The organism is Nocardiopsis deserti (assembly GCF_008638355.1).
GTDB classification, from domain to species: Bacteria; Actinomycetota; Actinomycetes; order Streptosporangiales; family Streptosporangiaceae; genus Nocardiopsis; species Nocardiopsis alborubida.
In genome coordinates, this window is sequence record NZ_ML703347.1 from 203,638 (window position 1) to 215,665 (window position 12,028).

At 74.2% G+C, this 12,028-nt stretch carries 9 protein-coding genes; 7 read left to right on the forward strand and 2 right to left on the reverse strand.

The genetic code is table 11. The annotated features are described in order from the left end of the window. Positions 1–24 precede the first annotated feature (24 nt). Genes FYW99_RS00900 through FYW99_RS00910 form a run of 3 tightly spaced genes read left to right on the forward strand, consistent with a single transcriptional unit; the run spans position 25 to position 3,348 of the window. Complete coding sequence (locus FYW99_RS00900) at positions 25–1,659, forward strand: serine/threonine-protein kinase (RefSeq protein ID WP_150248868.1); 1,635 nt, start codon at positions 25–27, stop codon at positions 1,657–1,659. Between the two features lie 28 nt (positions 1,660–1,687). After that, positions 1,688–2,089, forward strand: coding sequence for a spore-associated protein A (locus FYW99_RS00905; RefSeq protein ID WP_150248871.1), 402 nt, complete (start codon positions 1,688–1,690; stop codon positions 2,087–2,089). Positions 2,090–2,133: 44 nt separating this feature from the next. Beyond that, entirely contained in the window at positions 2,134–3,348 is a 1,215-nt protein-coding gene (locus FYW99_RS00910) for a sulfotransferase family protein (RefSeq protein ID WP_223838612.1), read from the forward strand. Between the two features lie 124 nt (positions 3,349–3,472). On the opposite strand, the gene FYW99_RS00915 is transcribed toward FYW99_RS00910, so the two are convergent. Together FYW99_RS00915 and FYW99_RS00920 are read right to left on the reverse strand one after the other, a co-directional pair. Then, the gene (locus FYW99_RS00915) at positions 3,473–4,327 is read right to left on the reverse strand and encodes a DUF4184 family protein (protein WP_150248877.1); all 855 of its coding nucleotides are present in this window, start codon (positions 4,325–4,327) and stop codon (positions 3,473–3,475) included. A gap of 45 nt (positions 4,328–4,372) precedes the next feature. After that, positions 4,373–5,107: a hypothetical protein gene (locus FYW99_RS00920; RefSeq protein ID WP_150248880.1), complete on the reverse strand. Its 735-nt coding sequence runs from the start codon at positions 5,105–5,107 to the stop codon at positions 4,373–4,375. Between the two features lie 699 nt (positions 5,108–5,806). Between FYW99_RS00920 and FYW99_RS00925 the strand changes: the two genes are divergently transcribed. From FYW99_RS00925 to FYW99_RS00940, 4 genes are all read left to right on the forward strand, one after another. Further along, positions 5,807–7,741: a methylmalonyl-CoA mutase subunit beta gene (locus tag FYW99_RS00925; RefSeq protein WP_150248883.1), complete on the forward strand. Its 1,935-nt coding sequence runs from the start codon at positions 5,807–5,809 to the stop codon at positions 7,739–7,741. Next, positions 7,738–9,954: a methylmalonyl-CoA mutase gene (gene scpA / locus FYW99_RS00930; RefSeq protein ID WP_150248886.1), complete on the forward strand. Its 2,217-nt coding sequence runs from the start codon at positions 7,738–7,740 to the stop codon at positions 9,952–9,954. The genes FYW99_RS00925 and scpA overlap by 4 nt, the downstream gene beginning before the upstream one ends. A 161-nt stretch (positions 9,955–10,115) precedes the next feature. Beyond that, positions 10,116–11,204: a methylmalonyl Co-A mutase-associated GTPase MeaB gene (meaB, locus tag FYW99_RS00935; RefSeq protein WP_150248888.1), complete on the forward strand. Its 1,089-nt coding sequence runs from the start codon at positions 10,116–10,118 to the stop codon at positions 11,202–11,204. A 420-nt stretch (positions 11,205–11,624) separates the two neighbouring features. Beyond that, the gene (locus FYW99_RS00940) at positions 11,625–11,996 is read left to right on the forward strand and encodes an STAS domain-containing protein (protein WP_061079278.1); all 372 of its coding nucleotides are present in this window, start codon (positions 11,625–11,627) and stop codon (positions 11,994–11,996) included. Positions 11,997–12,028: the final 32 nt, after the last annotated feature.

Below are 12,028 nucleotides of genomic sequence, written 5' to 3' on the forward strand. Positions count from 1 at the left end.
AACGAGACCTGTGAGCAGACAGCAGTGAGTACGCACCCCTCAGCCGTCACTCTCCCCGCGACCGCGACCGAACTGACCTCCACCGACCCCGCGCGCATCGGCCCCTACCGGCCGCTCAGGCGCCTGGGGTCCGGAGGCATGGGCGTCGTGTACGCGGCCCACGACCAGGGCGGCGCCCTGGTCGCGGTCAAGCTCATCCACCCCGAGTACTCCGCCGACCCGGAGTTCCGGGCCCGCTTCGCCCGCGAGGTGGAACTCCTGCGCAGGGTGGGCGGCGCCTGCGCGGTGCCGCTGCTGGCCGCCGACACCGAGGCCGAGCGGCCCTGGCTGGTCACCCCGCTGGTGCGGGGCATGACGCTCAGCGCCTACATGCGCAAGAACGGTCCGCTGGACGAGCAGCTGCTGCTCGGTCTGGCCGCCGGGGTGGCCGAGGCGCTCGCCCAGATCCACGAGGTCGGCATCGCCCACCGCGACCTCAAGCCCGCCAACATCGTGCTGTCGCCGGAGGGTCCCCGCGTCCTGGACTTCGGCGTGGCCCGCGCGATCGACCAGACCGCGCTGACCCGCACCGGGTCCGTGCTGGGCTCGCCCGGCTGGATCAGCCCGGACCACTACCGGGGCGCGCCCCCCAGCACCGCCGACGACATCTTCGCCTGGGGCGCGCTGGTCGCCTACGCGGCCACCGGGCGCCCGCCGTTCGGCACGGGCGACCCGGCCGCCGTCGCCCACCGGGTGATCAGCGGCGAACCGGACACCGAGGGCTTCAACGGCCCGCTGGCCGACCTGGCCGCCCGCGCGCTCAGCAAGGAGGCGTCCGAGCGGCCGACCGCGCTGGAACTGGTCAGCGGCGTGGTCGCCGCGGGCAACCCGGGGCGCTCCTACGCCCCCGTGGACTCCGCCGCGGCGGCGGGCGGCGTCATGGCCGCCGTGGTCGACCACACCTGGCAGGGCGTGCAGGCCGCCCCCGAGCGCGAGTTCGCGGTGGCCCCCGACCGGAGTTCCGGTGGTTCGGGCAGGGTACTGGCCGTGGTCGGTGCCGCCCTGGGTGCCCTGGTCCTGCTCGCGGGACTGGGGTTCGGCGGCGTGGCCCTGGCCGGTAACTGGGACTCCCTGCCCATGGCCTCCTGGTTCGGGGACGAGCCCGCCGACGCGGCCGACGCGCAGCAGACCGCGGAGGAGCGGCGGCGTCCGGGGCCGGTGGGCCAGGAACCGCAGGAGAGCGCCTCGCCCTCCGACGACCCGTCCGAGGAGCCCTCCGAGGAGGCGTCCGCGAGCGAGGAGGACGAGGAGGGCTCCGGCGGCGGGTCCACCACCACGACGGCCACGGTGGGCGCCGGGGTGGGCGCGAGCGGATCGCGCCCCTCGGGCGAGCACGTCGTGGCCTTCCAGCCCTCCGGAGGCTCGGGGCAGTACGCCGTGCTCGACGGGGCCACCGTGGTGTGCGCGTGGAGCTTCTGCCAGAGCCAGGGCGGATCGGTCGGCGACGGCGGCGCCGGCTCGGTGCCCTCCAGCCCCTCGGCCCTGACCGGCTACGTCAACCAGGGCAGCCGCACCATCACCGCCGAGGTCACCTACACCACCGACGACGACGGCACCGTCACCATCACCCGCCTGGTGGAGCAGCACAGCACCAGCGGCACGGGCACCCCGCCCTGGTAGGAGCCGGAACATGAGACACGGGAGAGACATGCCGAAGACCCTCGTGCGCAGGGCCGCCGCCGTGGCGAGCCTGGCCCTGGCCGTGGCGGTGACCACCCCCGTGCCCGCCACCGCCGCCTCCTACGGGGGCCAGTGCGGGAGCGGGTACGGGGTGGTCAACGAGGCCTCCGTCAGCGGGGGCACCATCTTCCTCACCTACAACAACTCCAACGGCCGCAACTGCGTCGTCGTGGTGCGGTCCGACCCGGGCAGCGCCGTCAACATGGACGCGGCCCTCAAACGCAGCGACTCCACCTCGTGGGACACCGACCCGGGTGACTGGACGGAGTACGCGGGCCCGGTCTACGTCGACGCGGCGGGCCACTGCGTGGACTGGGGCGGCGTGGTCGGCGACGAGTGGGTCCTGCGCAACGGCACCAACTGCGGTTGACACAACAGGAGAGGGCGCTTGTGAACGTGCACCACCCCCGGTGGATGAAACCCGTCAACACCCTGCTCAGCCCCTTCGAGAAACACCTGGGCGCCTCTGAGGGGACCTTCGACGCCATGCTGGGGGAGGCCTCCGCGCGCAGTGGGCTTCCCTGGCCCTCCGACGAACCCTTCCTCTCGGACATGCGGGTGCTCCACGACGCCTGGCAGGCGGTGCCCGGCGTCACCCCGATCGGCCGGATCGGCCTGCGGAGCGAGGTCCGGCGGCGGCTGGAGACGCGTCTGCGCATGCTCCACCTGCTCGACGCCAACCCGGAGATCGCCGCCCTGCCCGTCGAGCGGCCGGTGTTCATCACCGGTCTGCCCAGGACGGGCACGACGTTCGGCCACGGGCTCCTGGCCCAGCACGTCCGGGCCCGCGCCCCGCGGCTGTGGGAGATGCTGAGCCCGGTCCCCGACACGGGCAGGCCCGGGGAGCGCACCGTGAGCAGGCGCGAGCGCCTCGCCCTGGCGCGGACGCTGGTCCGGGGCATGGACGCCATGGGGCCGGGGTTCCAGACCATCCACCCCATGCACCCGCTCGAACCCGAGGAGTGCGTCTTCCTCCTGCCGCACGGGATGTTCTTCCACGTGCGCGCGGCCTCCCCCGACTACCGCGCCTGGGTCCAGGGGCGCGACGCCACCCCGGACTACGCCTACCTCAAACAGCAGTTCCAGGCGTTGCAGTGGAAGCGGCCCGCGCGCCGCTGGGTGCTCAAGTCGCCCCTGCACCTGTTCAACCTGGACGCCCTGCTCAACGTCTTCCCCGACGCGGTGATCGTCCTGACCGACCGCGACCCGGCGCGGGCCATGGCGTCGTGGGCCAGCCTGACCGAGGCGTCGATGCACATCCACAACAGCGACGTGGACCCGCACTGGATCGGCCGCGAGTGGCTGGAGATCTGGGCGGGAGGCGCCGAGCGTGCCCGCCGCGTGCGCCGCGAGCACGGCCCGGAGCGCTTCCTGGACCTGCCCTACGGCGAACTGACGTCCGACCCGCTCGGGGCGGCCGAACGCGTCTGGCGCAGCCTCGGTGAGGAGTTCGGTCCCGACACCCGGGCCCGCACGCTCGCCTACACGCGCGCGGACCGGCGCAAGAACCCGGGCGGCCACCGGTACAGCCTGGAGCACTACGGGCTCACCGCCGAGGAGGTGCACGCGGCGTTCGGTCCGGACCTGACCGGCGCCGAGGCGGCCAGGGCCGGAGGGGACGGGGTCTGAGGGCCCCTGGCGCGGATCCGTCCGGTCCTGCCTGCGCCGTGGCGCGGGCAGGGTTCGGGGACGGACCCTCGCCCGCGCCGCCGCGGCCCCCGGCCGCCTGGACGACGGCCGGGACCGCGCGGCGTCAGCGCGCCGTCCGGCGCAGCGGTCGCAGCGACCACCACGCGGCCGTCCACGCGGCCAGGCCCAGCCCGGTGCCGGTGACCGCCCCGACGAGCAGGCACCGCACGAGGTCGTAGCCGCTCACCTGCGCGCGGTCGGACAGCCCGCCCGCCACCGCGCCCGCCACCGCGCACACGGCGAGGGCGGACAGGACCAGGACGCGCACGCGCTCACCGTTCGGGCCGCCAGGGGAGCCCCCGCCCGGACCGTCCGGGAAGCCCGCTCCAGGGCGCTCCGGGAGGTCCCCGCCGCGGCGGTCACGGGAGGTGCGGTCGCCCGCTCCAGGGCCCGCGCGTCCGGCGCCCGCGCGCCGTACGCGCTCGCGGTGGACCCACCAGGCCAGGGCGGCCAGACCGCCCGCCGAACTCGCGTACATCAGCACGTTGTAGAGCAGGTGCGGGCCCGCCACCGGGGTGCTCAGCAGCGGCCAGGCCCGCACCAGGGCCCCGCCCGTCTGGGTGAAGGAGTCCCAGGCCATGTGCGTGGCCGACCCCGACGCCAGGGCCCCGGCGGTCAGCGCGGCGGCCCGCGCCGCCTCCCGCGCCGACCGGGGAGCCCGGACGCTCAGGGCCGGGGACCGTCCGGCCAGCGCGTACAGCGGGGGCCGGAGCGCGTACGCGTACACCGCCAGCACGGCGCCGCCGAGCAGCACGTCCAGCCACAGCCCGGCGGGGCCGTGCGTGGTCGCCGCGGCCACGGGCAGCGGCAGGTAGTACGGCAGGTCCGGCGCCACCGACCCGACGACCAGGGCCGCCGGGGGCAGCCCGGTACGCGCCAGCGGCAGGACCGCCGCGACATGGCTGGGGGTGAAGGGCACGTCGTCCTCCCTCGGCGGGGACCGGACCGGCCCCGGCGGGTCCCGCTACTCCGCGTCCAGGTACTGGTAGGTGGCCAGGGTCCCCCCGATGAGCACGTAGACCTCGTAGGGGGAGACCGTGTCCTCCGGGGAGTCCGACCCCGCGAGCCCGCCGTCCCGGGCGTAGCAGAGGTAGGGGGCCCGCTCCGCGCCCGGCTCGACGGCCGTGACGTCGTCCATGTCGCAGTACACCGCCTCGACGCCGTGGTCGAAGCGGATGGTGTCCTCGACGACCTCGCGCACGGTGGGCAGTTCCGGGTACTCGAACCGGAAGGCGGCGCCGCCGTCCCCGGCCAGGACCGGGAACTGCATGTCCAGGCCGCCGTAGGTGAGGGTGCAGCTCAGACCCGGTTCGACGGGCTCCGTCAGCTGTTCGGGGCACGCGGCGGCGGCGCTCGGATCGACGCGGGAGGCCTTGCGGGACACCTCCGTCAGCAGGGCCCAGGCCGCCCGTTCGGACGCGGACGCGGAGGATTCGGGCTCGGGAGGCAGGGCGGACTCGTCCACCTGGGGTCTGGAACCGGGAACGGGCGCTTCCACGAGGAGCCCGGCGAGCTCCTCCTGGGACAGTTCCTCCGGCGGAGTGCCCTCTGCGGCGGTGGTCTCCTCGGCGGCCCCTTCCGAGGGCGCCGAGGCCTCCGCGGTGTTCTCCCCGCCGCCACAGGCGGACAGAGCGAACACGAGCGAGAGGGAGACCGCCGGGGTGAGGGCGAAGCGGCCGTGAGGGGGGAAGAAGGGCATCTCTGTCCTTTTCGTCCTTGGTGGAGGTGGGGGGAGGGGGAGGGGGATGCCGTGGACCGTAAAACGCGTGGGGAGGCCCGCCAATCCGACTCCCGTCACCCTCCGTCGGTTCACCGAACACCAGGGGTGTGTTCCATTTCACTGAAAGAACGCGTGTCGTGACACTTCGGTGAAATGCGGGGTCCACGGGGCGTCGAAGACCCTCTGAGGCGTTCGTCTCCGCAGTGAGCAGGCACGGGAGCGCGCACACCCGGTTCCGACCGTGCGCGTGCGCCGCGCCCCCGGGCCCGGGCGGTCGGTTCCGGCCACCCGGCCCCGGGCCTCCCGGCGGACCGCCCGAGGACGGGACGGACGGGGAGAGGTCGCCCGGCGGACCGTCTACACCCTTTCGATCGCGTGCCCGCTGTGCTCGCCGTAGTCGACGGTGGACTCCCGGGGACGTCGGGCGACGTGGGGGAGCGGTTCGTGCGCACACCGTCACCCGCAGGGCGAGGACGCGGCCACGCGCGTCCGGTCCGCCCCCGGGGGCGCCGCACACTGTCGGAGGGACGGTGCGCCGCACGCTGCCGGGTCGGGGGAGCCGGTGGCGAGGAAGGACGGACCGACGTGTCCTCCGGCGGGCCCGGACCGACACTCCGATGTGCCGTGCCCCACACCCCGGGGCGGCGCGACCGGACGCGATTCTCTACCATCCACTGTATGGACGTCCCTGAGAGCGGAGCCGCCGGATCCGGCGCCCCCAACCCGGCCGACGGGTTCCCCGCCGCCGCACACGAGCGGTGGCGCGAACTCGTGGCGGGGGTGCTGCGCAAGAGCGGTGTCCACGAGGACCGGCTCGCCGACACACCCGAGTCGGCACTGGTCACGCACACCTACGACGGGTTCGACATCGAGCCCCTCTACACCTCCGACCCCCCGGCCGCCGACCCCGGTTTCCCGGGACTGGCCCCCTTCGTCCGGGGCCACCGGCCCGGCGGAGCGGTCCCCGAGGGCTGGGACATCCGCGCGCGCCACACCGACGCCGACCCGGCCGCCCTGCGGCGGCGCCTGAACGCCGACCTCATGAACGGCGTCAGCTCGCTGTGGATCACCGTCGGCGGCACCGGCCTGCCCGTCTCCGCGCTCGGCCAGGCCCTCAGCGACGTCTACCTCGACCTCGCGCCCGTGGTCCTGGACGCCGGGGCCGACCACGCCGACGCCGCCACCGCGCTGCTCGACGCCCACGCCGACGCGGGCGTCCCCGACGGCCGGATCATCTCCCACCTGGGCATCGACCCCCTCGGCACCGCGGCACTGGCCGGTGAGCGCCCCGACGTCATCGACTCCGCACGCCTGGCCGCGGAGCTGGCCCGGGGGCGCCCCGGGCTGGGGCTGCTGGTGGCCGACGGCCGCCTCGTGCACAACGCGGGCGGCTCCGACGCCCAGGAGCTCGGCTTCGCCGTCGCCGCCGGGACCGCCTACCTGCGCGCCCTGCACGCCGCCGGGATGGACCTGCCCGACGCCGCGCGGCGCATCGAGTTCCGCCTGGCCGCGAACGCCGACCAGTTCGGCGTCATCGCCAAGCTGCGCGCCGTCCGCGCCATGTGGGACCAGGTCCTCGACGCCAGCGGGGTGCCAGCCGACCAGCGCGCCATGCGCCTGCACGCCGCCACCTCCGAGGCGATGATGACCCGGCGCGACCCCCACGTGAACATGCTGCGCACGACCGTGGCCTGCTTCGCCGCCGGGGTCGGGGGAGCGGACGCGGTCACCGTCGCCCCCTTCGACTCGGCCGTGGGCCTGCCCGACGACTTCGCCCGCCGCATCGCCCGCAACACCCAGTCCCTGCTTATCGAGGAGTCCCACCTGGCGCGGGTCATCGACCCCGCCGGGGGCTCCTTCTACGTCGAGGCGCTCACCCGCGACCTGTACCGGGCGGGCTGGGCGTTCTTCCGGGAACTGGAGGCCGCGGGCGGGGCCGCCGAGGCCGTCGCGCACGGCCTGCTGCGCGAGCGCGTGGACGCGGTGTGGACGCGCCGACGCCTCGACCTCGCCCACCGGCGCTCCCCGCTCACCGGCGTCAGCGAGTTCCCCAACGCGGACGAGACCCCGCTGGTCCGGCCCGCCGACCCCGCCAGGCCACCGGCCCCGGTCCCCGGGGGCTTCCCGGTGCGCCGCTACGCCGACGACTACGAGGCGCTGCGCGACCGCAGCGACGCACGCGCGGGCGACACCGGCCGACGGCCCACCGCCTTCCTGGCCACGCTGGGCCCGGTCGCCGCGCACACGGCCCGCGCGTCCTTCGCGGCCAACCTGCTCGCCGCGGGAGGCGTCGCGTCCCACGACCCCGGCCCGCTCGACGGCGCCGCCGCCGTCGCGGAGGCGTTCGCCGCCTCGGGCAGCCGCGTCGCCGTGCTCTGCTCCTCCGACGCGGTCTACGCCGAGCAGGCCGAGGAGGCCGCTCGGGCGCTCCGACGGGCGGGGGCCCGCATGGTCCTGCTGGCGGGCGCGCCCCGCGACGCCTACCGCGAGGCCGGGGTCGACGCCTTCGCCCACCGGGGGTGCGACGCCGTCGCCCTCCTCACCGACCTGGTCGACGTCCTGCTCACCGATCCGCCGGCACCGTCCGCCACTGCCGAGGGGGCGCACGCATGATCCCCGACTTCTCCGACGTCCCGCCGCGGCTCCCCGCCTTCTCCGGCGACACCGCCTCCGGCCACGCCGCCTGGCAGAAAGCGCTGGAGGCGGGTACCGGCAAGGCCGTCGACGCCCTGGAGTGGGAGACACCCGAGGGCATCGGCGTCAAGCCGCTGTACACCCCCGCCGACCGCGCGGGCCTGGACTTCGTGGACGGGCTGCCCGGCATCCCGCCCTACCTGCGCGGGCCCTATCCGACCATGTACGTCAACCAGCCGTGGACCATCCGCCAGTACGCCGGGTTCTCCACCGCCGAGGAGTCCAACGCCTTTTACCGGCGCAACCTGGCCGCCGGGCAGAAGGGCCTGTCGGTCGCCTTCGACCTGGCCACCCACCGCGGCTACGACTCCGACCACCCCCGGGTGGCGGGCGACGTCGGCATGGCGGGCGTGGCCATCGACTCCATCTACGACATGCGCCAGCTCTTCGACGGGATCCCGCTGGACCGGATGAGCGTGTCCATGACCATGAACGGCGCGGTGCTGCCGGTCCTGGCGCTCTACATCGTGGCCGCCGAGGAACAGGGAGTACCGCCGGAGAAGCTGTCGGGGACCATCCAGAACGACATCCTCAAGGAGTTCATGGTCCGCAACACCTACATCTATCCGCCGAAGCCGTCGATGCGGATCATCTCCGACATCTTCGCCTACACCTCGCAGCGGATGCCGCGCTTCAACTCCATCTCCATCTCCGGCTACCACATGCAGGAGGCCGGCGCCACGGCCGACCTGGAGCTGGCCTACACCCTGGCCGACGGTGTGGAGTACATCCGCGCAGGTCAGCGCTCCGGTCTGGACGTGGACGTGTTCGCGCCGCGGCTGTCGTTCTTCTGGGCGATCGGCATGAACTTCTTCATGGAGGTCGCCAAGCTCCGCGCCGCCCGTCTGCTCTGGGCCCGCCTGGTCAGGGACCTGGGCGCGGCCAGGGACAAGTCGCTGAGCCTGCGCACCCACTCCCAGACGTCGGGGTGGTCGCTCACCGCCCAGGACGTGTTCAACAACGTGGCCCGCACCTGCGTGGAGGCGATGGCCGCCACCCAGGGCCACACCCAGTCGCTGCACACCAACGCCCTGGACGAGGCGCTGGCCCTGCCCACCGACTTCTCCGCGCGCATCGCCCGCAACACCCAGCTGCTGCTCCAGCAGGAGTCGGGCACCACCCGCGTCGTGGACCCCTGGGGCGGCAGCTACTACGTGGAGCGCCTCACCCAGGAGCTGGCGGCCAAGGCCTGGGAGCACATCCAGGAGGTCGAGAAGGCGGGCGGCATGGCCGCCGCGATCGACGCGGGGCTGCCCAAGATGCGCATCGAGGAGGCCGCCGCCCGCACCCAGGCGCGCATCGACTCGGGCCGCCAGCCGGTGATCGGCGTCAACAAGTACCGCCCCGACACCGCGGACGAGATCGAGGTCCTCAAGGTCGACAACTCCCGGGTGCGCGCCCAGCAGCTGGAGAAGCTGCGCCGCCTGCGCGAGGAGCGCGACGAGGACCGGGTGCGCGCCGCGCTCGACGCGCTCACCGAGGCCGCCGGGGGCGGGTCCCGGGCGGACGAGGCCCTGACCGGCAACCTCCTGGCGGCGGCGGTCGACGCGGCCCGCGCCAAGGCAACCGTGGGCGAGATCTCCGACGCCATGGAGAGGGTCTTCGGCCGCCACTCCGGGCAGATCCGTACGATTCAGGGTGTGTACAGGGACGAGGCGGCGGGCAGCGCCGACGCGGCCGACCTCATGGAGCGCGTGGCCCGCCGGGTGGAGGAGTTCACCGGGGACGAGGGCCGCCGTCCGCGCATCCTGGTCGCCAAGATGGGCCAGGACGGCCATGACCGCGGCCAGAAGGTGATCGCGACCGCCTTCGCCGACCTGGGCTTCGACGTGGACGTCGGCCCGCTGTTCCAGACCCCGGCCGAGGTCGCCGCGCAGGCGGTGGAGGCCGACGTGCACGTGGTCGGGGTGTCCTCCCTGGCCGCGGGGCACCTGACCCTGGTGCCCGCGCTGCGCGAGGAGCTGACCCGGCTGGACCGCGGGGACATCATGATCGTGGTGGGCGGGGTCATCCCCCCGGCGGACTTCGCGCCGCTGCGGGAGGCGGGCGCGTCGGCGATCTTCCCGCCGGGGACGGTCATCGCCGAGGCCGCCGTCGACCTGCTCGACCAGCTGGAGGAACGGCTGGGGTAGGGGGAGCGCGGGGGCGCCGACCGCAGGGGCGGCCGTCCGGGCGGCACGGGCACGCCGTGGGCGGGGGCGCGTCGGCGGAGGAACGCGGCGGATGGGGACGCGGCAGAGGGAAGACGTGTCGGGCCGGGGCGCGGCCCGGGGCCGGAGAGAGGGAGGCAGGCGTGGCGGAGCAGGGTCCCGTGCCGGGCGCGCGGCGTTCGTCGCGGCGCCGTCCGGTGGACGTGGACGCACTCGCCGAGGGGGTCCTGGCCGGGCACCGGCCCACCCTCGCGCGGGCGATCACGCTCGTGGAGTCCCGCCGCCCGGACCACGCGCGCGCCGCGCAGGAGCTGCTCGTGCGGCTGCTGCCGCACACCGGCGGGGCCCGCAGGGTGGGGATCACCGGGGTTCCCGGCGTCGGCAAGTCCACGTTCGTCGACGCGCTGGGCACCCGGCTGACCAAGGCCGGGCACCGGGTGGCGGTGCTGGCCGTGGACCCCTCCTCCACGCGCACCGGCGGCAGCATCCTGGGCGACAAGACCCGGATGGAGCACCTGGCGGTGGATCCCAACGCCTTCATCCGGCCCTCGCCCACGGCGGGGACCCTGGGCGGTGTCGCCCGAGCCACGCGGGAGACCATGCTGCTCATGGAGGCGGCGGGATTCGACGTGGTCCTGGTGGAGACGGTGGGCGTCGGACAGTCCGAGGTCGCGGTCGCCGCCATGGTGGACTGCTTCTGCTTCCTCACGCTGGCCCGCACGGGGGACCAGCTCCAGGGCATCAAGAAGGGCGTGCTGGAGTTGGTGGACGTGGTCGCGGTCAACAAGGCCGACGGGCCGCACGCCGAGGACGCGCGCAAAGCGGCCCGCGAGCTGTCGCGGGCGCTGCGGCTGCTCCAGCCGGTGCACCCGGACTGGCGTCCGCCGGTGCTCACGTGCAGCGGCCTGACCGGCGACGGGCTCGACGAGGTGTGGGACGCCGTGACCCGGCACCGCGCGGCGCTGGGTGACGGGGCGCTGGCCGAGCGCCGCAGTCGCCAGGGGGTCAGCTGGATGTGGGACCAGGTCCGCGACCAGCTCATGGACGCGTTCCTGCACGACCCCCTGGTGGCATCGCTGCTGCCGCGGACGGAGGAGGAGGTGCGGTCGGGGGAGACCACGGCGACCCTCGCCGCGCGTACGCTGCTGGACTCCTTCACCCGGGACCGGGGGTCTCGTCCGCCGGGTGAACCCGGAGGCGGTGCGGTGCCGGGGCGCGGACCCGATGGGTGAACCCGGAGGCGGCGCGGTGCCGGGGCGCGGACCGGAGCCTTCACCGTGGAGCGCGGGTTTTGTCCGCCGGGTGAACGCGCGGTGACGGTGGCATCGCCGTTCAGCGGTGTCGGGGTATCCCCGGCGCATCACATGTCATGAAATGTCCCGGTGACAACGGTGGATAACGGGCGCTCACTGCCGAGTTCGTGCCCAGGAGGCGAAAATTTCTTCCGGTATGCCATTCCCGAACGGGCGGTTCGCTTATACCGTGTGTGTCCAACGACTTACCAGGCTCGCGGGCGTATCAGACGCTCCCCCCTGACATCGGACCGGCTCTGTGGGAGTGGCGCCGGTCCGGGTGGGCGTGGTCCGCCGGTCTGCGTATGGTTAAGCGAAGGGACCCCTCACCATCTCAACGTGGGGCCGGGAGGAGTGAACGTGCACAGGCTTGGGCTGAGCACGCGGGTGGAGAGCCGCAGCGTCATCGTCGCGATCGAGGGGGAACTCGACATCGCGACCGCCGCCGACCTCCAGGAACACATCCAGTCCGCTGTCGAGGACCACGGTCCTTGGCTGATCCTGGACCTGTCCGGTCTGGACTTCATGGACTCCAGCGGTCTGAACGTCATCATCAACGCCTACAGAACCGTCCGTGAACTGGGCGGATCGCTGGCGCTGGCCGCTCTGAACGAACGCGTCACCAAGGTCGTCCGCCTGGTCGGCCTGCACCGTCAGGTCCCGGTCCACCAGACCGTGGCCACCGCCGTCGCCGCCATGGAGGCCCTGGAGGCCAAGCGCCAGGCCGGGTAGCCTCAGGGCGAATGAGCCCGATCCTTCCCCCG